Below are 22,225 nucleotides of genomic sequence, written 5' to 3'. Positions count from 1 at the left end.
GCTGTACCGGCATGAGCGGCTTCTATTACCGATTCGCTTATATTACTGAAATTACGCTCAGATCTAACGCTTCGGCTTACAGTATTACGAAGAGCATGGCGTCCCGACATTAGAGTCTAAAGTGTTGGCTCGTAGTCGTTCCCACCAGATACCGGTAACCATATTACAGCGGATGAATAATTGTGCCTATACATGGAGGTGTTGCCAGCTTTCATCGCAACCACAAGACCGGAGTGATCCAGAAGGAGCTGAGCGTTTATTCGAGAGGATGAGATTTAGAAGGGGACCGCGTGGTACCGTCGAATGACACTAACACTAAACGTCAGACTATTCACAAAGTAAAAGCGGCAATGGAAGACGCAGATGCTCGCTCGTGAACTGTTCTTTCAGTGAATGTCCGCTTTGTGCCAAATGCGGACGCTGATGGCATCTGAACTGGTCATATTCAGGAAGCAGGTCACTTCAGGCGGAATGAACAGATGGGACTTAAACGCTAGTTTTCAGATCTGACAATCTTTTTTGTTATTTTACCACTCAATACTAAATCATCTTGCGTTGAAATGAGCCACAACTCCCTGATGTCATCTTCCCAAAGCGTTTCATTACGAAAGCGGTCCAGGATAGTAGAAAGTTCCTGCGTTTGATGCTGGTCGAGATGGTCTGTCAGGTTAAAATATCCAACAAGAAAGAACTTCGTTTGCTTAAGCCCAAGCAGTGACTGTATCTCCCCGAAGATGTGTCCCGCACCGTTTGCTTCCGGATATACTTTTAAATACAGTCTTCCCGTGTTAACCGGCCCAATGAAAATTCCGCCAAGCCTGTATTTCTTACAGGGAGGAGTATTTAAAAATGACTGAAGGGCTTTCGTGACATGCTCGGTGCAATCATCACTCAACCCGCTACTTATAGTTGCATGTAGCAGATTTTTCCGCTTATCCAGTAGATCCCGGCTATCTTCCCGGAAAAAGATGCGTTGCGCAGTGCCTTTTCAAGCCCGATAAAAATAGCCGTCTCGCGCAGACGCTCATCGCTGACAGGCAACACAAGAGAATTGCGTTTAGTGGTATAAGTACCCATAAAGTAGTCTTCATCAATGGCTATAACATCAGGGTGTGACGGATTAACCAAAGGAAGGTGAGCGCGCCGGTAATTGGCATCCAGAGAAATTTCGTCTCCGTCTGAGAATGCCCGTTGAGCACTACCGTACCCCAGCATCTTATCGTCAGTAAAAATCATCCCAATAATCCTTTTCTGCGGACTAAAAGCTAAAAATTGCGATGGCTTACCCATTAACTGTTTAATGAAACAGTTAATCGAGCTTAAGCATCCCCGGAGGTCCACGCTAGCAGGCATTTGTTACAGTCAAATTAGGGAATTATCTGTTGGGGTGATGACCTGTTCCCCGCTCATTAACACAAACCGATGTTAATAATTACCTCATTTGTTGTGGGAACGATTGCGAACGTCCGATCCTCGCTCAAATCGGACCTTTAGGCACTTATGTCCGCTTTGTGCCAGAAGCGGACATTATAAGAATCTCAAAAGACAGGAGAAGTGGCTGTGGCTTAATGTGCAAATCTGCGCGAGCCGATTACACAAACGATTACGCCCAGCGTTATGATAATCATCACCGGGCTTACCGTTTCAGACAGCAGCGTTGCCGAAAGCCCGAGGCCGAAGAATGGCTGCAGCAACTGTAACTGCCCTACAGCGGCGATGCCTCCAGCGGCCAGCCCCTGTACCAGAAAATAAAACCGATCAGCATACTGAACAGAGATACATATCCCAGCGCAAGCCATACCGGCAGGCTTATATTACTTATGCCCTCCGGTATTGTCTCAATGGTGGCAACCAACATCACAGGCAGCGCAATGATCAGCGCCCAGCAGATAACCTGCCATCCCCCAGCTCACGCGAAAGCTTCGCGCCTTCGGCATAGCCGAGGCCACACACAACGACCGAGGCCAGCATCAGCAGATCGCCGGTTGCAGATATAGCCCCGCCCTGGAATAAGGCGAATCCCATCACCAGCAGGCTGCCGGTTACAGAAAATATCCAGAAAGCCAGCCTGGGCCTTTCACCTCCTCTGACAACGCCAAAAACAGCGGTTGCCATGGGCAGAAGCCCTAGAAACACAACGGAGTGTGCCGAGGAAACATGTCGCAGCGCCATTGCTGTCAGAAGAGGAAAACCGACTATTACGCCCAGGGCAACGATAATCAGGAAATCAGCTGGCTCCGCTGCGGGCGTGTCTGTCTTAAAAAGGATCAGCATAATGGCCAGCACACCGGCAACTGAAGCACGCAAAAAGTCAGAAAAAAAGGGATCCATTTCCTGTACTGCTATGCGGGTTGCGGGCAAAGAACCACTGAAAATGACCACTCCCGCCAGCCCGCTTAACCAGCCTGACTTCAGAGCTGAATTGGTTTTACTTACCCTGTTTTTGGCCACACCAGACCTCGTTCAGTTCATATAACGTTTTTAATGAAGTTGACATCCTCTATGCTAAGTTCCAGCATTCATTACAATCAAATAATTGTCATAGATACAATTTATGAAAGCGAGATATAAAGTCATCGTGGATGAGTTTGCATCCGCTATCCGAGCCGGCATGCTCCTGCCGGGCACACGTCTGCCTACTCACAGAGCACTGTCGGCTGAAAAACACATGTCTCTTGCAACAGCTACCCGCGTTTACGCTGAGCTGGAAGCCATGGGTCTTGTGAGCGGAGAAACCGGAAGAGGGACTTTCGTCAGGAGATTTCTCTGCCTGCGGGGCTGGGGTTAGATCAGCACGCAGTGGCGTCAGATGTGCTCGATCTGAACTTCAACTATCCTTCCCTGCCGGATCAGTCAGAACGGTTACGCGACGCAATGCGACAGCTGACCACATCAGGCGATCTGGCTTCCCTGATGCGATACCAGCCTCATGCGGGCAGACAAAGCGACAGAGAGACAATCGCGACATGGCTTAATTGCACCGGCCTGAATACTTCAGCCGATGATGTTTTAATCGTCAATGGCGCGCAGCACGGTCTTAGCATTGCCGTGATGGGGCTGCTGAAACCCGGCGATGTAGTTGCTGTTGACGCGCTGACCTATCCCGGCTTCAAAGCTTTGGCCAGCCTGTACCACCTTGAACTTGTGGCGATACCCGCCAGTGCCAGCGGATCGGACCTGACTGCACTCAGGCATATCTGCCAGCGCAGGCGCCTCCGTGCGGTTTATACGATGCCGACGCTGCATAACCCGCTTGGCTGGGTTATGAATAATGCCCAGCGCAGGAGCTGGCCCTGATTGCCAGAACGTTCGATCTGCTCATCATCGAAGATGCGGCCTATGCTTTTCTTATCCGACGTCCCCCACCGCCGCTTGCCACTTATGCGCCCGAAAGAACGGTTTATGTAACCGGTTTTGCCAAAAGCATTGCCACGGGCTTGCGTGTAGGTGCCGTAGTATGCCCCGCTGGCATGCGTATCGCCCTGGAGCGAGCCATCAGGGCAACGACCTGGAATACCCCCTCTCTGATGGTTTCGATTGTCTGCGGCTGGATTAAAAAATGGCACCATAAAACGCTTTGAGTCGCTGAAAAGACGCGACGCCCGCCAACGTCAGGCGCTGGCCCGCAAAATACTTATGAACAGTGAATGGGTAAGCCATGCAAACTCATACTTTATCTGGTTACTGTTGCCTCAGGAGGTAAGGGCTGACAGACTTGTCCACCGGTTGATGCAGCAAAGCATCTCCGTTTCCACAGCAGAACCGTTCAGCACTTCAGATAGCGTGCCGCATGCTATTCGCCTCGCTCTTGGCTCAGTCACAATGACCCAACTGAGCGAGGCACTCACTACGATTAAAGAGACTATTGAGTATGAAAAAGATTTCTGAACGAGTGTCCGCTTTTCGCTCATAGCGGACTTACCGCCCGCATAAGGCTGCTTTGTGTCAACAGCAGACATCGACAACATCACGATATGTTGATAACCAAACCTACTCCGGCCTCACGTTTCAGGAGGTACTGTCAGGCGGACATGCCTTTCCAACAACGCCAGCCAGAAATTCCATGACCATTACAGCTGAGGGATCGCGTCTGTACTCTGGATAGGCAACCAGCCACATACTTCTGCCTGGAGGGGGAGAGTTTACAGTCAGTTTTATCAGAGAGCTGTCATTGTCCCCCATAAAACAGGGTAACGTAACCACGCCAAGCCCACTCCTGGCGGCCTGCTGCTGTGCCATCAGGTCGCTTGCCCTGAAAATAATCCGCCTGCCGTTCAGCAGGGATTCCAGCCATTTCTGCTGCGTCACATAATCCAGCGACTTCTCGTAGCCAATGAATGACCAACTTTCGGGCGGCCGATCCTGCCAGGAAGGTGAAGCATACAGGCCGAAACGCATCGTCCCGATCCGGCGTACCAGCAAATCGGGATCATCCGGTCTTGTCAGACGGACCGCAATATCAGCCTCGCCTTTGTTCAGTTGAACATGATGGGATACGCCTGATAAGGAGAGCGGGATGTTCGGATGACTTTGCGTAAAGTCAGCCACGGCCGGTGCAATCAACAGCGCAGCGACAGCCGGGGATGCGCTAATCCTGACAGCAGCCGCTGGCGCAGCAGACAGCGACTTAGCCTGTATATAAACCCGGTCTGAAATCCTGTTCATTTCATCAGCCACAGAGGCAATGACTTTACCCTGTTCTGTAAGAGCGGTACGTCTGGGCAAACGTTCAGTGAGACGAAGACCGGGCGAAATTTCGAGGGCGGCGATGCGCCGGCTTACGGTGGCATGGTCGACGTGAAGCTCTTTTGCCGCAGCGGACATGGAACCCCTGCGTCGGAACACTGACAGCGAGTACTATTTCAACTGAGATTGGCGACGGGAAGCAGTACGCCAGCAGCCGTGACTTTGCGGCGGCAACAGGGCTGGTACCTCGACAGTACAGCACGGGAGGTCGGACGACATTGCTGGGAATTAGTAAGCGAGGCAACAAAAGATCCGAACTTTGTTGGTTCAATGTGCCAGGGTATTCATACAAAAACTGGAACACCAGTCTGGTAAATTGGCCGATTGGGTCAGGGATTTACTGTGCAGGAAAAGCAACTTTGTCGTCACTTGTGCTCTGGCAAACAAGCTGGCCAGAATAGCCTGGCACTGACGGCACGACAGCAAACTTATGAAGCATAACGGCAGAAATACACCGGTTTAACGAATCACTCATCTGGTTTTGCGAATACTGATATTGATGATATTAACGGCCCACCGGCCTGTTGAGGAACCTGTAAAACGGAAAGGCTCATTGAAGCCGTATATTTTCTGAAGGTTCATCAGGCGCGGAACTCATCGAGGCGCGGGAATAAAGTCCCATTCAGACGCCGGATAGATTCAAGCAAGCCAACTTATCGTCAAAATCGGTGTTGCAAAAACGGGAGTGACCATAGATTCCGTTCTCCAGGCGGCCTCTATAAGTAACGGCGGTTTAATCAGAAGACATGATTCTTCCTGTTCTGTCATTTCAAGCCGTTCGCAGCGTTCACAGCTGTCATAAAAAGTACGCTTCATCAGGCGGCAGAAAAACGCCACATCTCAGGCAACGGGCAGTCATTCGGGACACTTCTCTACTGACAGCCGTGTCCCGGACACAAGCAAAAACAACCCTCCGGAACCGTAATCCGTAACGCTTCCGGAGGGGATGCATAGCATCACCCGATACAGGTTGAGCCGTTAATTCTCCATAACGGCGCCAGTGGAATATTGATCTGGGACATTGTTTCCCTGCGAAATTACCCTGAAGGTGCCTGAAAATTTTTAACAGCACTGACTATGAACCCGAATTTCTGACTATGCGCTGTAAAGAAAATTTGTACCCGGCTTTCTGATGAAGCCGTGGCACAAAAAATATCTTATCGGTTATTTTTTGTGTGCTCTGAAAACAATATGCACGACTGATACGACCGTTATTACAGAACCACATCAGGCGCATTATTTTTCGCTACAGTAATTTTCATATTTTAAACCACGTCAGCTCCAGCGCTATCACATAACTTCTGACATTCTTTTTCTGCCTGAAAGTTTATCTTTCCGGGCAGGGCAGTGATTTGCCATCAGAATATTTTAAGAATCAGCCGGATAGAAAGGCCAGCCGAAACAAAAGATACTGTTATCCGTATACGGGAGTAACGCATGAATCTACTGACAGATTATATTTCAACACAGGAAGGACGGCGGCAAGCCAGAGAACTCAGCTTCGAGCTGAACAACCGGTTACTGGGAAGGTTTACGGCCCTGTTTATGGCTGAGAACCGGATCTGTTTTTCCCGGGACGGAATGATTAATGAAATCCCCTGGACGACAGGCTTCGGGGCGGCCACGCCTGAACTTAACCCTGACGTCCTGAACATCAGGCTGGCCCGACGTTAACCGTCTTAAGAATATCGGAAAATTTTACCGGATTCACGGTGTGCATAAAAAGACAACAGGATACAGACCGGACGCTATGTCCCGATAACTGACCTGCTGCAGGCACAGCAGAGCGCATACAGGGACTGAGTATGGCGCGATCAGCAACAGGGAAGGAAATACAAAGAGATTAGCGATTATACGAATATAATAAATGGTGGGCTGGGGTAAAAGTGACCCGGACACTTCATCAGTTCGTATGCGGACGTCTTCTGATGGGCACGGCCCGTGCAGTAACGGCTGATGCCCGCTCCGGCAGCCTTCCACCGGCACAGCTAATCTCGATGACCGGTCGGCGTATTATGTTTCTGCCCGGCGGTTTGCCCCGAAACCAGAACAGGAAACGGACTTTTCCCACCGGTGCGTTCATCCGTGAGAGCCAACGGCCCCGGTAAGCTACCCGCCAGGCCATGTATCGGCTGTTTTACAAACAGGGCTGACACGGGCCTGACGAAGATATCTGAAGCCCTGCAAGCCGGCACATGCGGTTATGCCGGAACAGTGCTGCCATCGTCCCGCTCTCCGGCTGTGGAGTAATGCAGGCAGCCGTCAGGCGCATTAATTCATTCCGGGGCGGCCCGGACAGCGTTCAGATGGACGCCACAGCCTGCAGCATGGAAAGTAACATCCGTGTAGCGTTATAAAACATCCTGCACACCCGGCAATTCCGGCATCACTTTCTTCAGCTGCTCAGGCGGCATAGGCCTGCCGATGTAATAGCCCTGGAGCACATCACATTTCATCTGACTGAGCAGATCCATCTGCCCCTTGCTTTCCACACCTTCAGCGGTAATGTCCAGCGAGCAGGCTTTACCCAGATTAATCAGGCTCGCCACAATATCACGCGCATCAGGGCAGGTCTCTATCGGCATAATAAACGACCTGTCAAGCTTGATGCCATCAAAGGAAAGCGCCTCAGCTGCCCCAGTGAGGCATAACCGGTACCAAAATCATCAATGAGAAACTTAACACCCAGTACGCGGATCTCATTCATGATTTGTATCGTTTTTTCCGGGTTCAGCAGCATGGCGTTTTCAGTAACTTCTATTTCCATTCGGGTGCTTTCCAGTCCCGACAGCTTCAGTGCCCGCTGTACACGTCCGTAAAGCGCACCATCCTTAAACTCAACCGCTGAAATATTTACCGATACCGATAAGCCGGGAAACAAATCATGCACATCCCGGCAGGCAGTAAGCATTACCCAGTCGCTCAGTTCACTAATAAACCCGGCTTCTTCTGCAACAGGAATAAAGCGGTCTGGCATAATCTGACCCTGCCGGGGTGTTCCCATCTGACCAGAGCCTCCAGAGACGTGACACGGGACGTTTTTATATCATAACGAGGCTGATAGACGAGACGTAGCTGCTCTTCATGAATAGCTTTACGCAGTTCATTTTCCATTTCCTGCCGCTGAGCAATTTTTTCGCCCATTTCGCGCTGATAGAACATCCAGCCGTTGCGGCCGGCGTTTTTCGTCGCGTAAAGGGCGATGTCTGCAAATCTCAGTAAACCTGCCATATCCTGCGCATCCTGTGGTGCCAGCGCAATCCCCATGCTGGCACCGATACGGACGGCGTTGCCGTTGATATAAAATGGCTGACTGACCTCCCGGATAATGGCGCTACAGAGGTTTTCGACAGACTCCTTTCCCCCGGTTTCGAAATGACAATGATAAATTCATCACCCCCGTGGCGCGTCACCAGGCCGGTTGACTTCAGGCAGTCGCTGAGCCGTGACGCTGTTTCATGCAATACCCTGTCGCCTGCCGTATGTCCGTATATATCGTTGACCGGCTTAAAGTTATCAAGATCAACCATCATCAGGGCCAGGGGATTTTCTGTATCAGGCGGGTTCTGTAACTGCTCGGTCAGGAATTCCTTCAGTCTGGCCCTGTTCGGAAGGCCGGTCAGGTCATCGTGATAGGATAAATAACGTATACGGACCTGCGTCTCCAGCTCAGACGTAACGTCTGTTGCTGTACCCGCACACCGCTCCTGCCCGTGCTGATGGAATAGCGTTTAACCGTCATCCGGCAGAAACGCTGTTCGCCATGAACCGTGAGGTAGCGGCACGCTGAAAGCGTCAGATTTTCTTTCTTCCGCAGGCTCTGCTTCAGCAGAGAAAGCACATGGCTGTCATCCAGTAGAAACTCAGCCAGGCTGCGGCCCGCCCAGTCAGATACCTGATGCCCGGTTACTGCCGTAAAGCGCCCGGAGATCCAGGTCAGGCGCAGCTGGTCATCCGTTTCCCAGATCCAGTCGGTCGTGGTTTCTGCCACATCGCGAAAGCGTCGTTCGCTGGAGAGGAGCGCCAGCCGGCTCTGCTCCAGAAGAAACGTGTTTTCATCATTCATCCGGGCCCGACGTGCTGCACTTTGTATCAGTGAGACTGAAATAATCCCGGCCGCCAGCATGGACAGAAACAGCAGGGGTAGCATCCCCGTCAGGAGCGCACCACCGGGATCCTCGCCCGCCCACCGGAGCCTCACGCTGCCTCCGCTGCCGGAGACGACTAAAGTGGATCCATCCTCCGGGATAAATTCAGGGTATTTCCTTCAAGACGGACCTGTTTTATACCGTATTCCTGTCCCATGTCGTTCAGCTCACCGGGCGTCAGCTGATCGGCAAATATCATCAGTGACGGACGCGAGTTGCCGGCAGAATTTGCCTTTCCCTCCTCAGGCGTTATCCATGCAGCTGACAGGATGGTCAGCTTCCCGGCGGTAACAACCAGCCCCGATATGGCTCTTCCCTCTGACAGGCTGAGCGAATGACGGAGCCCGGGCAGAGGATCGCTTCCCAGCCAGGCGGGGAGAGACGGTGGGGAATACCTTCCGTTGACCACGCTGTAAGCTGTCACACCGTCGCCGGTAACAACAAAAACGCCTTCGTACCCGAATACGCTGTACAGGGACGTTCCGAGATTCTGATTGTCCCATGCCCATTCTGTATTAACCCGGGGAGAAAGATTACTGTAAGCCTCGCCCCATACTGCATAATCCGTCAGGTGGTTTCTGATTTCTTTCTGACGGTTAAGCAGAGCTTTCTTCAGAATCAACCGGCTTTGCTGGCTGGCCTTCAGGTTCAGATCGTCAGCAATATAGAGCAGTACACCAAATGCCGCCGAGAAAAACACACCCAGCAGCACACACATCGTTACGAGAGGTGGCCGGACAACAGCGCGGGTGTACTCTTTGAGAGTGATTTTTTTAAATAAACAGGATGGTTCATTATGCAGCCTTCCGTAAGATATCTTTTTATGGCTGTTACCGCGCCACAGGATGTATATCGGCAGGCTGGCGGAAAGATTGCTTCTGTTTACGGTTTTTTATGAGCCCGGACGGCGGCCGCCGACAAGTTATCCTCGTAAAATTTTCCTCATTTTCTCACTGGCAACCGGCAGGCAACAATGCTGCCGGCCCCGTTGCCGAACGGACCAAATACAGGCCCGGCAGTGCCCGGGGCAGGGTTACTGAATATTATCCGCCTGTCGTGCCCCCTGAGCAGCGTGCGAACCAGCTCTTTCGGACGGACCGCATAAATAATATTGCTGTGCCCGGGATACCATGCCAGCCACCTGAAAGTTGCTTTTGCTTCAGGAACGGTGGCTGTAATGGCTGGAGCCCGGACGGAGCCATCAGGAACAATAAGTGAAATAAAAAGTGATTCACCATCAAGGCAGCTGAAGCGCAGTATGCTTTCTCCGTCCGTTGAGCGGGCAAAAAGATTCACGGCACTGCTCTCTCTCATTTCCATTCCGCTCCCGAAGGCGGCATCTGACAACAGCAGCCAGCCCAGGATGAAAAATAAACTTTGCCAGCGACACAGGCTCACCCTGGCCCTCAGCTTCTGGTACATTCTCATGTAATTTCTCCGGCTGCCGGCCTGACGGCAGAGGTGACAGGAAGTTGTCTGATTGTCCTGACTGAAACGGTATTATTCACGACGATGCCGGGCGAGACAGAGCAGGCAGGGACCCGCCCGGAAGTACCAGATGTTTGCCGCCTGAACGGCAAACCCCATATGCAGAAACGAGCCCAGAAAAATGCGCTCCCGGGCTTCAGGTAAATTAGGGCACCCCGCGTTGTGTACCAGCCGGGTCCCGCTGACAGACATTCTTTTTCTGCGTAATAAAACAGACTCATTGATTCTTCCCGCCAGTCAGTTCATTACGTCCGTTTCAGGGCTAATGTATGGTTACATTTTCGCTGTTGTCCTTCTCACCGGGCGAAGCCGGCGTCACGGCACAAACCATCTTGCCGTCGACAAAAGGCCAAAGCATTTTTTCCCATCCATTATTGCCGGTAAAAATTCAGTTTTACCCACCTCTTTTATTTTTTCCCGGAACTGCCTGTGCAGTCTGACCTCTCCGCCCGTCAGTGCAGTGAATACAAACATGACTTTATTGTTATTCAGGATCAGATGAAGGCGTGAGGAAGAATGGTCAACCGGCGTGACGGATTCGTTTTCGGCTGCCAGCTTATCCCTGATGCAGGCCGTCAGCTGCTCACAACTCATGCCGGTCTCAAAAAATTCGTTCAGTAAAACCGCATACGATCGGACATCAAACATAGCTCCTCCCGGAAGTGACATTAACCCGCCCGGATAAACAGAGAACGACGGCGGGACTTTGTTTAACCTTAAGCTGGCAGTACAGGTTACCTGGCGAACATATTTATGGTGCGCTTGCTGTCTTTTACGGTCATTCCTGGCTGAATGTATCTTTATGTAAAAATCCCGTCAAGCATATTACTCATTATTTTCTTATGTTTCTTTCAGGGTTTTTTATAACCACGATAAACAAAAACAGCATTTATGGTTAATTAAATTACTGTTTATTATTAATTCAGCTGCTGCTGAAAATTTCTGCTTTTCTAAAAAATTCGCTGATAAACAGGTGAAATCAACTGTCTTTTTTTATCTGAAGAGTGACTGAGAGCGACAGAATAATTGCTCAGGAAGGCAAATGATTAGAAATACTTATATTTAATATAATATTGCTTAACTTCTCTGATAAAGTTTTTTATTTGCTGCCAGCATTTCAGCAATGCATGCGCCGGAACGCTGAAGCGGCGTTAGTTACGCTTCAGGCGTCAAAAGTCTGGGGGAAGGACTGCCGTGCGTGATGTGTGATGCGGCAGTAGAGGTGTTTACTGCCGCCTTTGATCATGGCTGCGAAAGGACGCGATACAAAGCCAGTTGTGCGTTTGTCCTGTCAGGTTTCTCCGTGAGCGCGGTTTCGCCCGCTGCGCTTGGCTTCATAAAGCGCCTTGTCCGCCCTTTCCCTGAGCCGCTGCGCCTCTCCTGCCTGTCCGGTAGAAATCAGCGTGCAGTATCCAGCACTGATTGTTACCACTTCCGGGGTAAGCTCCGTCGCTTCATGCACAATGCCGCTCTCTGCTATCGTTCTGACTGCCCGCTCTGCCACTTTTCTGGCATCAGGCTCGCTGCTAAAGGGCAGGATGATAGCAAACTCTTCGCCGCCATAGCGGGCCACAAGGTCTGCACTACGGTGTGTGGTTCCCCTTGAGCAGCCCGCCTACCTTTTTGAGACATATATCACCCGCCACGTGTCCGTAGGTATCGTTGTAGCGTTTGAAGAAGTCGATGTCTATCATAATCAGTGACAGGGGCTCCCCGGTCTTATGCGAGCGCTGCAGGCCCTGCTCCAGCAGAGCGTCAAACTGCCTGCGGTTGGCCAGTCCTGTCAGCCCGTCCAGTAGCGCCAGTGACTGCAGCGTATGGTTGATAGTGGTCAGCTCATCCCTAACCTGCGTCAGCTCCAGCTGATTTCTGACGCTGGCACCTACCTGCCGCAGCATAAACATCCCCATCACCATTATCACGACCAGCTGGATAAGGTTAAGGACGGCGACGGTGAGATTTGCTTCAAGCCACTCGGCTTTGACTCTGTCGCGGTCATAACCAGCGGTCACTATGAGCGGATACTGGTCCAGGCGTGCATAGCCGTATATACGCTCAATACCGTCCAGCGCGAGCGCCACGTTGCGCTGCCGCTGTCGGATTGACGCAGCGCCGTTCTGAAAGGGGGCTGGCCGACAAACTCCGGTTAATAAACGAATCCGGAAGCGGGCGGACGTACATGACAGAGGTATCGGCAAGGATCAGGCCCAGCACGTCCTTTCACCAGGCTGTAATGACCGTAAAACTGCCGGAAGTAGTCCACCTTTACGGTGGCCAGCGCGACGCCGGCAAAGTTTCCGGCCTGATCATTCAGCCGCATTGAGACCGAATGACCAGGTCACCCGTCGAGCGGCTCCGGATGACCTGACTGATGTGCTGCCAGTGCCGGTATGGGTGCGGTGCCAGATAAAGTATTTGCGATCCGCATTGCTGGCCTTCGCCGGGATATAGTTGCCCGACGTGGCAATCCAGTTGCCCCGGCTGTCGTAGATGAACAGTCCGTGAAGCTGAGGAAGCTTTCCGTGCTGTTCCTTTATCTGTCTGGCAAAGGCGGGCGTTGCGGCATAATCCGCCCCGTTCAGCCTGAGCTGCCTCACAGCGTCGGTCAGTGTGATGTCAACCTGCAGAAAGGCATCTTCTGCCTGCCTGGCGAGAAACGGAAAGATTCCGGGCATCATTTTCTCTGTCGGTAAGCATGAGTTGCCGGATTTCCATACTGACCACACGCTGACGGCTGTGACGGCCATCCCCGTCAGCAGCAGAAAAACAGCCATGCTTCTGCCCAGCGGAGTATGCATAAGCGAGGATGGTCCGCCCGATTTTTTGTCCATACCTGATATTCCTGGAAGTCGGCTAACTGTTAAGATTACACAATAGATTAAACGGGGAGGGTGAGGCAGTGTAAGGGATGCAGTTAACGGCATCCCTGTAAACGTTCAGCCTGGTTAATCAGTTTCTGCTGACAGGCAGGCGCGCCGGTTTTTCATCAGTTCACGCGGAACGTATCCACCATGCCCCTCAGCGCATGGACCTGCTCTGCAAGTGACTGCGATGCAGTAGTCGACTCCTCAACGAGCGCAGCGTTGCTCGCGTGACGCCGTCCATCTGACTCACGGCCACGGTGATCTGTGCGATGCCGTGCATCTGCTCATTTGAAGCCAGGGCTATTTTATCCATCTCATCGGCCAGTTCACCGGCCATACCAACCACACCCATAATGCTGGCTGCGGTATTATCTGCGACGGTCACGCCATCTTTGACCAGCACCACGGCCTCTTCAATCAGCCCTTTGATATCCTTTGCCGCTGCGGCTACGCTGCGCCAGCGTTCGTACTTCACCCGCCACCACGGCGAACCCGCGTCCCTGTTCGCCGGCACGCGCGGCTTCAACCGCGGCGTTAAGCGCCAGAATGCTGGTCTGAAAGGCAATGCTTTCGATGGTGCCGGTGATTTCTCTGACCTTCGATGCGCTTGCTGATATTTCCGCCATGGTCTTCGTCATGGTCCGCACACTGTCTTCACCCTGACTGGCAAGCGTAGCCGCACTGCGTGCCGAACCTGCCGTGTGCGTGGCGCCAGCCGTGTTGCTTTTACCGTGGCGGTTATCTGCCCATGCTGGCGGCAGTTTCCTGAAGGGCTGCAGCCTGTTGCTCTGTACGGGCCGAGCTCGGTATTACCCGGGCTATTTCATCGGAAGCAAGCGCAACCGATGCCGACGCATCCTTTATCTGCGTCATCATTCCCCGGAGGCGATCCTGCATTCCTGAAGAGAGGCCAGCAGGCTGTTATTATCTCCCGGACGCAGCGTCATCAGAGGTCAGGTCGCCGCCGGCTATGGCAGCTGCCATAGTCTGCGCCAGTGCCGGCTCGCCACCCAGCTGTCGCATCAGCACCCGCACCGTCAGTGTGCCGGTCACCGCAGCCGGAGCACCGATACAGTGACCAGTATCACCAGAAAAATAACTGCCCGGCCGGTGTTACTGCTGCTTTCTTCCACCGCACCACGGGCGTTCTGCTTCTCAAGGTCAGTCAGCGCATTTAGCGCATCGAGAGGCCCGCTGCGCCGGTCGGGTGACCGTCAGCAGATAGGTAGTGGTCTCCTGTTGCAGATTCTGAAGTCCGAGCTGTCCGGCCTTTTCGAAAGTGGAAAAGGCCGGCCCTTCACTGCAGTAATTTTCTGAAAGGCCGCCTGTCCCGCAGGAACGGGTTCAGCCAGCATCAGGCGCTTCAGCTCCTCCCGGTTCTTGATGAACTGTTGCTTCTGTGTCTGCAGGCGCTCCCCATTCAGGCTGCATTTCTTTCCGGGTCCGTCAGGAGTGCAAGGTTACGTACCGCAATGGCCATGTCCCGTACGCTGCCGCGCATATCAGGATGAGCTGGTACTTTTTCATTTTAATGTTAACGACATCGTTCATGCTGTGTCGGGCACTGTTCAGGCTGTATATAGCCACCCCGTACAGACTACTAACAGTAGGATCAGCAGTCCGTAACCTATGGCAAGGCGTGTTGAAACTTTCATGGAAATTTATCACCGTAATTAATCAGTAACATTAATATCGGCACCCGTCTGGAAAAATTTCAGGCTTTCTTGCTCATGTCCTGACACGAACATTTTCCGCCGCTGGCGGACAGGCTGTTCCCTGTCAGGGTTATCACGTTATGCGACAGCCGCGCCGCGTCACTGCCGTGTTAAGGAGGTGTGTCGGTGGTGCCGGAAACCCACCGGGGTAAAAACAAGGCGTACTAGTGCAGCCTGCTTTACGCTGCCGCCACGGCTGGTATGGAGAAACAGGATGACAGTTTGACTCGCTTCGTTACCCGCAGTGTCTGCCGCCCGAATCAGGGAACTGCGCTGACCAGCATCCTTACTTTTTCTCCAGCCGCGAAGCTGGGTCAGCGTCAGTGATGCGGTAGCCGCTTTCTGTATTCTCCTGTACCGGTACGGGAGTTCTGGCGGGGAGCTGTTGAAGATAACAGTGAGTGATTAAAGAAAAAAGCAGCGGTTGCCGATAACTAAAATGCCTCACCAGGGTAATTATCTGTCCCACATCAGAAAACCAGGCGGGGCCGGTAAATGACTTTCTTTATCTGCCTTCTGCCCGAAGCCTGCATTATTCAGCTTTTTGTTTTAATTACGCTACAGGCGAATGCCATCAGAAAAGAACCGGCCATGACTGAAGGGAAATAATTCGCTTCAGTCAAATCCAGCAGCCCGCTGCGCAAAACCTCTGGCTGAGGATTGCAGGCAGCAGTACGACGCGGACCTCCGTTAAGAACGGAAGTCAGCTATTTTTGTAATCTGCCTGCCTCGCTCGTCAAAGTTTTCTTTCCTCAGCCAGGCTTTAGCACGGCTGAAACTTCAGGCCAGTCACTGGCTGTGATTGAAAAAACTGCCACATCCTCAGAGTAACCTTTTTGTAATTTTCCGGTCCCGCAGAATGCCTTCTTTTCTGAAACCAATCCGCTCTGCGGCACTGATGGCGGGCGCGTTAAGGCAGTTTGTGCGCCACTCGCATCGCCTGTACTGCAGCGTGTCCATGAAGTAACTGATGACAAGAAACAGGACTGTGCTGAGTCGGGTTCTTTCATTACCGGACTCCAGTTGATTTCGGACAGAGCAAAACACCGTTATCCGGTTCAACTTCATTAACACAAAACAAACCCTTTACACTGCCATCACTGGCGTCTTTACGGAAAAGTATAACCTGTCTTTATCGGAGCAGAGATGACGGAGATACTGATAGCAGAGCTCTTTCGAACCGGGTTTTGAGTCCGAAAGGTAAGTCCAGTCTCGCTCATCATCAATGCTCAGCCAGTCATGATACAGGTCCTCTGCGTGATCTACTGATAACGGACAAACGATACAGTAATTTCCTTTAAGGTGACTTTCGGGCAGGGAGCGTGTTACCCAACCCTCTGCCGGTTTGCCGAGGCTCTGACCGTACTCGTTTTGAAAAAACCATGCTATGTCCTCACACAACTGTTACCTGCCAGTTCATCATTGTAAACCCGACATGATGTTGTGTCCTCTTCATCATCACTGAATGTTGCCTGCCGTGCCCGGTATTCTGGTACCAGAAAATAAAACCGATCAGCATACTGAACAATGATACTTATCCCAGCGCAAGCCATACCGGCAGGCTTATCTCACCAATGCCCTCCGGCATTGTCTCCCAGGTAGCAACCAGCATCAGCGGCAGCGAAATGATCAGCGCCCAGCAGATAACCTGCCATCCCCCCAGCTCACGCGACAGCTTTGCGCCTTCGGCATACCCGCGTTTACGCTGAGCTGGAAGCCATAAGGCTCGTGAGCGGAGAAACCGGAAGAGGGACTTTCGTCAGGGAGATTTCGCTTGCCTGCGGGGCTGGGGTTGATCAGCTCGCGGTGGCGTCAGACGTGATCGACCTGAACTTCAACTATCCTTCCTGCCGGACCAGGCGGAACGGTTACGCGAAGCAATGCGACAGCTGACCACATCAGGCGATCTGGCTTCCTGATGCGCTACCAGCCTCATGCTGGCAGGCAAAGCGACAGGGAGACCATCGCGTTATGGCTTCATGCCACCGGTCTGAGTCCGTCAGCCGATGATGTCTTGATCGCCAATGGCGCGCAGCACGGACTTAGCGTTGCCGTGATGGGGCTGCTGAAACCCGGCGATGTGGTGGCTGTTGACGCGCTGACCTACCCCGGCTTCCAAAGCCCTGGCCGGTCTGTACCACCTTGAACTTGTGGCGATACCTGCCAGTGCCAGCGTACTGGACCTGACTGCACTCAGACATATCTGCCAGCGCAGGTGCCTCCATGCGGTTTATACGATGCCGACACTACATAACCCGCTTGGCTGGGTTATGAATGATGCCCGGCGCAGGGAGCTGGCCCTGATTGCCAGAACGTTCGATCTGCTCATCATTGAAGATGCGGCCTATGCTTTCTTTGCCCGCCGTCCCCACCGCCGCTTGCCACTTATGCGCTCGAAAGAACGGTCTACGTAACCGGTTTTGCCAAGAGCATTGTCACAGGCCTGCGTGTAGGTGCTGTAGTATGCCCCGCTGGCATGCGGAGCGCCCCGGAGCAGGCTATCAGGGCAACGACCCGGAACACACCTCTCTCATGGTTTCGATTGTCTGCGGCTGGATTAAAGATGGCACCACGAAACGCTTTGAGTTGCTGAAAAAACGGGACGCCCGTCAGCGTCAGGCGCTGGTCTGAAAATACTGGAGAACAGTGATTGGATAAGTAATTCCGGGCTCTTACTTCATCTGGTTACTGCTTCTCAGGAGATAAGGGGCTGACAGACTTGTCCACCGGTTGATGCAGCAAAGCATTTCAGTTTCCACAGCAGAACCATTCAGCACCTCAGATAGCGTGCCGCACGCTATTCGCCTCGCTCTGGCTCAGTCACAGTGAACCAGCCGAGCGAGGCACCCACTACGATTAAAGAGACTATTGAGTATGAAAGAGAGTTCTGAACTGATGTACGCTTTTCGCTCATAGCGGACGTTAGCCTGTCGTCAGTCTGCCTGGTGCCAGAAACGGACATCAATGCACCCTTAATAGATGACAAAACCTGATTAGCGATTATTTACTTCCTGAGCTTTAAGAAAGCGGGGGCGACTCGTTGCTCTGAATATGTAGCGCCATCAATCTTTCTTCGGTGTGACTCAATCCGCACAGCTTTGCCCATAACAACGTATGAGAAAGAAAATATCGGCCAGTGTAAAGTTGTTACCGCAATCCATGTTTGAGTTGGGTTAAAGCGAATCTGAGAGATAACTTTATCTGCTTCCTTACTGAGGTAATTCATCGTCCGGGGAACGTTGGGATTTTTCGGGAGGGAAGATAACATGTTTGAGCAGACTTCTAGATCGGGGTTTAGATCGGATAGCGTGAAGCTTAACCACGAATTAACGGAGTGATTTTTCTTCAGCGGTTGGGGATAAATAGAGATGTTTTTGTTGTTCACAGGTAAATACAGATCGCTAAGGTTTCAATGATTGACACGTCACCATCGGTCAAAAAAGCGAACTTTTCCCAATGGATGGGGTGATTTAACCTCAGCTATGGGTTCAAAAGATCGACGCTGATGGACTCGTAATCTACTCCCATTTCTTCAAGAGCCCGGTGAGTACTTTAATGACCGGCTTTTGGGGTAGGTATAGATCTTTCAATTCAATATCTCTTTGTTGTGAAAACAATTTTATAAGGTAAGTGGGCAGCTAAATGTCAAAATGTCCACTTTTCGATGTGAGTTCACGGGTCGATGCAACGCCCTAATCATGGGACGTTGCCATGAAACGAAGAACGCGCATTAACTATTCAGAAGCAGATTAACCATTTTAAGTCATCAACAGAGTGCCGGATGTTTAAATTGATGTTTGACGCTGACTGCTATTTCTATTATTCTGAATTATAGTTAAAGGAGGCAGTAATGGATTTATATACCGCAGCAAACGCACTTCGGGAGCTGGGCCACCCGGACCTGTCTCCCAGCATACGCTGGAGCTTGTCAGGGCGGGTCATGACGGCTCGCCGGTTGGCGAACTACAGAAGCACCTTTGATATTCCTGCCTCCATCGCTCAGCCATCATCTTTCTGCAGACTGATGTCTGCTGGCCTCATAAGTCAGGGAACGTCAGAGCCGAACCCTGTTCTGCAGGCCCTGTTATTCAGCGCTTGAGCAGCTGATGGTTTTCTGACTGAAGAGTGCTGCGTGCCGGCGGGCAGCGACTGCAGCCTGACTGCCGCGATCCCCCCCTTAAAGACTCCGCATTGTGAATAACGAATGATGCCCTGAACAATATCGATCCGACGCCCTGGATGCGCAAAGCCTTACGGAAGAGTAGAAGCCGAAGGTCGCAGGAGTAGCTGCACCCGGCCCCGCATCCTGATGCTCTACGGTTCGTTGCGGGAACGCTCTTACAGCCGGCTCACCACGGAAGAAGCTGCCCGGTTGCTGACGGCTATAAGGAGGTGAAATATTTAATCCGTCCGGCCTGCCTCTGCCGGATGATGTACCTGAAACGCACCCGGAAGGCTGCAGAGCTGCGCGAACTGGTACTCTGGTCAGAAGCGGGATGGTCTGGCTCTCCTGAGCGTCACGGTGCCGACCGGCATCATGAAGACGCAAATTGACTGGATACCCTGACGGCCGGGGCGGTCCGGGTCATCGCAGGGGAAAACCTTTGCAAACAAGGCAGGTCAGCGGCGGCTCACAGTCGTTCAACGCCGTAAACTTCGGTGGTGATAAGCATTCTCGGGCGCGCTGGATGCGAATGATCACCATCCCGAACCAGTCATCCGTGGCAAAAGCCTGGCCGAGCGCTTTGATGAGGACGATCGCATGAAACCTTCACCATATTACGACCGCATCGTGGACGTCAGCGGAGGAATCGATGAAGTTCACCCTGCTGACGCGCGGGCGAAGCAACTACCTGACCGACCGCTACAGTGAAAGAAAGAGAGTGCTGCCTGGGGCTCTCAGAGCGTGGGTCAATCAGCGCAGCATCTAGCAAAAGCCGGCAGATGCCGGCTTTTCACACTCGTTATGTTCGCAGCCTGGTGAAAAAATCAGTGGCTGACGCGGTGACTGTGCTCATCAATGACCACTTCGCCATCCTCTTTGCAACGCTCCCTGCTGCGGATCTGGCAGAATGCGTCGAGAACTGCTTCGACGGACGGCAGAGTTCGCGCCGAGCGGCGTCACCACCACCGGGCGATTAATATGATCGATTGAGCCAGCATGGCATCGAGCAGTTCGTTATCGCTGAAGCGGTCTTCTGCCAGGCCGAGCTGCTCGTACGGTTCGGTATCTTGCGCAGCAGGGCGCGTACGCTGATGCCCATGTCCGCAATCAGCTTCTTCAGCTCGTCGCGTGACGGCGGTGTTTCCAGATACAGAATGACCTTGTCTGGTGCCGCTGTTGCGGATAAGCGCCAGGGTGTTGCGGGACGTCCCGCACGCCGGGTTGTGATAATGGTGATGTCAGTCATAAGCGGTATTCGTAAAGGCGCTGCACAGTCGCAACACCGGGGTTAAGTGTTAAACAGGACAGGCGCAGGGGCCAGCGCGGCCAGCGTCACAAAAAGTACCGGCAGGGTCATCACAATGCCCACGCGGGAAGTAGTAGCTCCAGCTGACAGTAATGTTTGCGCACAGTACGTGCAGCCACAGCAGGGTAGCGAGGCTGCCGATGGGGTGATTTTCGGCCGAGGTCGCAGCCGATGATGTTGGCGCGTAAATCATCGCTTCCTTCACCACGCCCCAGGCGGTGCTGCCGTCAATCGAAAGCGCACCAACGAGCACGGTAGGCATGTTGTTCATGACAGAAGAGAGCGCCGTCAGGAACCGGTGCCGAGCGTTGCGCCCCAGACGCCGTGCTCTGCAAACCGGTTCAGGGCGGCAGAAAGGTAATCAGTCAGGCCGGCGTTACGAAGACCGTACACCACCAGATATACATGCCCAGCGAGAAGATAAACAATCTGCCAGGGCGCGCCTTTCAGCACCTTGCCGGTATCAATCACGTGTCTTTGCGGGCAACCAGCCAGAGAATACACGTTGCCACCGCTGCCACTGTGCCGCCGGCACGCCGAGTGGTTCGAGAGCAAAGAAGCGACCAGTAGCAGGATGAGAACAATCCAGCCGGTTCTAAAAGTGTGCGCATCGCGAATGGCCTCACGCGGCGCCTTCCAGTTTCGTCAGGTCGTAGGTGGCCGGGATGTCCCTGCGGAAAAACAGGTGCAGCATCACCAGCGTGGCGGCCACGGAGGCGATATTTACCGGCACCATCACCGAGGCATACTCGCTGAAACCCAGCTTCAAAGAAGTCCGCCGTGACAATGTTCACCAGGTTCGACACGATGAGCGGCAGGCTGGAGGTGTCGGCGATGAAACCTGCTGCCATCACAAACGCCAAAGGTGGCGCCGGGGTTGAAGCCCAGCGCCAGAAGCATGGCGATAACGATTGGCGTCAGGATGAGCGCCGCGCCGTCATTGGCGAACAGCGCCGCCACCGCCGCGCCCAGCAGAACAATATACGTGAACAGCAGCTCTCTGCCGCCACCCCAGCGGAAACATGCAGTGCCGCCCACTCACAAAAGCCGGACTCATCCAGCAGCAGACTGATGATAATGACCGCCATAAAAGCTGCCGTGTAGCGTTCCAGACAATCTGCCAGACCACCGGAATATCACCAAGGTGTACCACGCCGGTCAGCAGCGCCAGAGCGGCACCCCGATAGTGGCACTCCAGCCAATACTGAGCCCTTTCACAGATAACCAGTATCGCACAGCGTCAGGACGAAAATCAAACGCGCCAGAAACATACATTCTCCTTTAAATATAACCATCCGTTAAAACGGGCTGGAAAATTACTCATGCAAAAAACACATTCAAAAAAAACGAATATGGGCGACAAATTTTTAAATGCAGACAGGCTTGCCGTTGGTGGTTGCGTTATCGCGTTCAGCCTGCTGGCTGAGCTTCAGGATGTCATCCTGCTGAAGTACAGGCAAGCCTGTTCAATCACTGTTGCTGCCCAGGCTGGCATGTGCGGAGACAAACGGTACGGATCCACCTGCTGCCCCGTCGGTCGATAAGCAGGCCGCTTTCTCAGTAAAGCAAGGTGACGGGAAATTTTGGGTTGTGATTCTTCAGCGTGGACGAAAGCTCGCAGACGCAGAGCTCACCTTTTCGCGGAGTAACAGCACCAGGCTGAGCCGGGTTTCGTCAGACAGGCTTTTGAAAAGCTGCAGGGGCATAAATGGTGGCATGACATTCTCCTGAATTACAGAGTTCAGTGTCGTTTCCAGGACTGGGCATGTCAATTTTATATTTGATTAATCATA

At 52.7% G+C, this 22,225-nt stretch carries 19 protein-coding genes and 9 pseudogenes; 7 read left to right on the top strand and 21 right to left on the bottom strand.

Translation table 11 applies throughout. The features are described from left to right. Positions 1-493 precede the first annotated feature (493 nt). The 3 genes and pseudogenes from O3W44_RS20620 to O3W44_RS20610 form a co-directional block, all read right to left on the bottom strand. On the bottom strand, positions 494-895 hold the full coding sequence (locus O3W44_RS20620; protein WP_269294623.1) for a hypothetical protein: 402 nt from the start codon (positions 893-895) through the stop codon (positions 494-496). An 8-nt stretch (positions 896-903) separates the two neighbouring features. Beyond that, positions 904-1,236 carry a hypothetical protein gene (locus O3W44_RS20615; RefSeq protein ID WP_269294622.1) on the bottom strand — a complete coding sequence of 111 codons (333 nt, stop codon included), beginning with the start codon at positions 1,234-1,236 and terminating at the stop codon, positions 904-906. A 329-nt stretch (positions 1,237-1,565) separates the two neighbouring features. Beyond that, positions 1,566-2,451, bottom strand: a pseudogene (locus O3W44_RS20610) (DMT family transporter). A gap of 103 nt (positions 2,452-2,554) precedes the next feature. Between O3W44_RS20610 and O3W44_RS20605 the strand changes: the two are divergent. Further along, a pseudogene (locus tag O3W44_RS20605) lies at positions 2,555-3,888 on the top strand (aminotransferase-like domain-containing protein). 120 nt (positions 3,889-4,008) lie between these two features. Here the strand turns inward: O3W44_RS20605 and O3W44_RS20600 are convergent. Beyond that, positions 4,009-4,824, bottom strand: coding sequence for a LysR family transcriptional regulator (locus tag O3W44_RS20600; protein WP_269294621.1), 816 nt, complete (start codon positions 4,822-4,824; stop codon positions 4,009-4,011). 5 nt (positions 4,825-4,829) lie between these two features. Between O3W44_RS20600 and O3W44_RS20595 the strand changes: the two are divergent. Together O3W44_RS20595 and O3W44_RS20590 are read left to right on the top strand one after the other, a co-directional pair. Further along, a pseudogene (locus O3W44_RS20595) lies at positions 4,830-5,187 on the top strand (transposase); the annotation flags it as partial. A 996-nt stretch (positions 5,188-6,183) separates the two neighbouring features. Next, the gene (locus O3W44_RS20590; RefSeq protein WP_269294620.1) at positions 6,184-6,420 is read left to right on the top strand and encodes a hypothetical protein; all 237 of its coding nucleotides are present in this window, start codon (positions 6,184-6,186) and stop codon (positions 6,418-6,420) included. A 677-nt stretch (positions 6,421-7,097) separates the two neighbouring features. Here O3W44_RS20590 and O3W44_RS20585 read toward each other — a convergent pair. The 11 genes and pseudogenes from O3W44_RS20585 to O3W44_RS20535 form a co-directional block, all read right to left on the bottom strand. Continuing rightward, positions 7,098-8,330: pseudogene (locus O3W44_RS20585) on the bottom strand (putative bifunctional diguanylate cyclase/phosphodiesterase); the annotation flags it as partial. 35 nt (positions 8,331-8,365) lie between these two features. Continuing rightward, positions 8,366-8,947 carry a PAS domain-containing protein gene (locus O3W44_RS20580; protein ID WP_269294619.1) on the bottom strand — a complete coding sequence of 194 codons (582 nt, stop codon included), beginning with the start codon at positions 8,945-8,947 and terminating at the stop codon, positions 8,366-8,368. Between the two features lie 23 nt (positions 8,948-8,970). Beyond that, the gene (locus O3W44_RS20575) at positions 8,971-9,606 is read right to left on the bottom strand and encodes a CHASE4 domain-containing protein (RefSeq protein WP_269294618.1); all 636 of its coding nucleotides are present in this window, start codon (positions 9,604-9,606) and stop codon (positions 8,971-8,973) included. A 230-nt stretch (positions 9,607-9,836) separates the two neighbouring features. Next, positions 9,837-10,241 carry a hypothetical protein gene (locus tag O3W44_RS20570; protein WP_269294617.1) on the bottom strand — a complete coding sequence of 135 codons (405 nt, stop codon included), beginning with the start codon at positions 10,239-10,241 and terminating at the stop codon, positions 9,837-9,839. A gap of 153 nt (positions 10,242-10,394) precedes the next feature. Further along, positions 10,395-10,574, bottom strand: coding sequence for a hypothetical protein (locus O3W44_RS20565; protein ID WP_269294616.1), 180 nt, complete (start codon positions 10,572-10,574; stop codon positions 10,395-10,397). Between the two features lie 123 nt (positions 10,575-10,697). Beyond that, the gene (locus tag O3W44_RS20560; protein ID WP_269294615.1) at positions 10,698-11,030 is read right to left on the bottom strand and encodes a hypothetical protein; all 333 of its coding nucleotides are present in this window, start codon (positions 11,028-11,030) and stop codon (positions 10,698-10,700) included. A gap of 643 nt (positions 11,031-11,673) precedes the next feature. Beyond that, positions 11,674-11,955, bottom strand: coding sequence for a diguanylate cyclase domain-containing protein (locus O3W44_RS20555; protein WP_269294614.1), 282 nt, complete (start codon positions 11,953-11,955; stop codon positions 11,674-11,676). A gap of 10 nt (positions 11,956-11,965) precedes the next feature. After that, entirely contained in the window at positions 11,966-12,463 is a 498-nt protein-coding gene (locus O3W44_RS20550; protein WP_269294613.1) for a GGDEF domain-containing protein, read from the bottom strand. A 225-nt stretch (positions 12,464-12,688) separates the two neighbouring features. Next, positions 12,689-13,213, bottom strand: a complete 525-nt coding sequence (locus O3W44_RS20545; RefSeq protein WP_269294612.1) for a PDC sensor domain-containing protein — start codon at positions 13,211-13,213, stop codon at positions 12,689-12,691. 155 nt (positions 13,214-13,368) lie between these two features. Continuing rightward, positions 13,369-14,901: pseudogene (locus O3W44_RS20540) on the bottom strand (methyl-accepting chemotaxis protein). Positions 14,902-16,435: 1,534 nt separating this feature from the next. After that, positions 16,436-16,657 (bottom strand): annotated as a pseudogene (locus tag O3W44_RS20535) (EamA/RhaT family transporter); the annotation flags it as partial. A gap of 222 nt (positions 16,658-16,879) precedes the next feature. Between O3W44_RS20535 and O3W44_RS20530 the strand changes: the two are divergent. The 4 genes and pseudogenes from O3W44_RS20530 to O3W44_RS20515 all read left to right on the top strand — a co-directional run bounded on the left by O3W44_RS20530 (position 16,880) and on the right by O3W44_RS20515 (position 19,892). Then, entirely contained in the window at positions 16,880-17,107 is a 228-nt protein-coding gene (locus O3W44_RS20530; RefSeq protein WP_269294611.1) for an aminotransferase class I/II-fold pyridoxal phosphate-dependent enzyme, read from the top strand. A 91-nt stretch (positions 17,108-17,198) separates the two neighbouring features. Beyond that, positions 17,199-17,375 (top strand): hypothetical protein, encoded by a 177-nt coding sequence (locus O3W44_RS20525; protein ID WP_269294610.1) that lies wholly within the window; start codon positions 17,199-17,201, stop codon positions 17,373-17,375. 49 nt (positions 17,376-17,424) lie between these two features. Continuing rightward, positions 17,425-17,592, top strand: coding sequence for a hypothetical protein (locus O3W44_RS20520; protein ID WP_269294609.1), 168 nt, complete (start codon positions 17,425-17,427; stop codon positions 17,590-17,592). 1,588 nt (positions 17,593-19,180) lie between these two features. After that, positions 19,181-19,892: pseudogene (locus O3W44_RS20515) on the top strand (NAD(P)H-dependent oxidoreductase). A gap of 190 nt (positions 19,893-20,082) precedes the next feature. Here O3W44_RS20515 and O3W44_RS25085 read toward each other — a convergent pair. The 6 genes and pseudogenes from O3W44_RS25085 to O3W44_RS20490 form a co-directional block, all read right to left on the bottom strand. Beyond that, positions 20,083-20,310, bottom strand: coding sequence for a hypothetical protein (locus O3W44_RS25085; protein WP_442954684.1), 228 nt, complete (start codon positions 20,308-20,310; stop codon positions 20,083-20,085). Between the two features lie 111 nt (positions 20,311-20,421). Next, complete coding sequence (locus tag O3W44_RS20505) at positions 20,422-20,694, bottom strand: ArsB/NhaD family transporter (RefSeq protein WP_269294608.1); 273 nt, start codon at positions 20,692-20,694, stop codon at positions 20,422-20,424. A 26-nt stretch (positions 20,695-20,720) separates the two neighbouring features. Further along, entirely contained in the window at positions 20,721-21,008 is a 288-nt protein-coding gene (locus O3W44_RS20500; RefSeq protein WP_269294794.1) for an ArsB/NhaD family transporter, read from the bottom strand. A gap of 46 nt (positions 21,009-21,054) precedes the next feature. Beyond that, entirely contained in the window at positions 21,055-21,201 is a 147-nt protein-coding gene (locus tag O3W44_RS20495; RefSeq protein ID WP_269294607.1) for an ArsB/NhaD family transporter, read from the bottom strand. Positions 21,202-21,353: 152 nt separating this feature from the next. Next, positions 21,354-21,470, bottom strand: a pseudogene (locus O3W44_RS24710) (ArsB/NhaD family transporter); the annotation flags it as partial. 329 nt (positions 21,471-21,799) lie between these two features. Continuing rightward, positions 21,800-22,150: pseudogene (locus O3W44_RS20490) on the bottom strand (metalloregulator ArsR/SmtB family transcription factor). Positions 22,151-22,225 lie beyond the last annotated feature (75 nt).

Source organism: Pantoea sp. LMR881 (assembly GCF_027157825.1).
Taxonomy (GTDB): Bacteria; Pseudomonadota; Gammaproteobacteria; order Enterobacterales; family Enterobacteriaceae; genus Pantoea; species Pantoea haifensis.
This window is presented reverse-complemented; position numbering and strand designations above follow the sequence as displayed.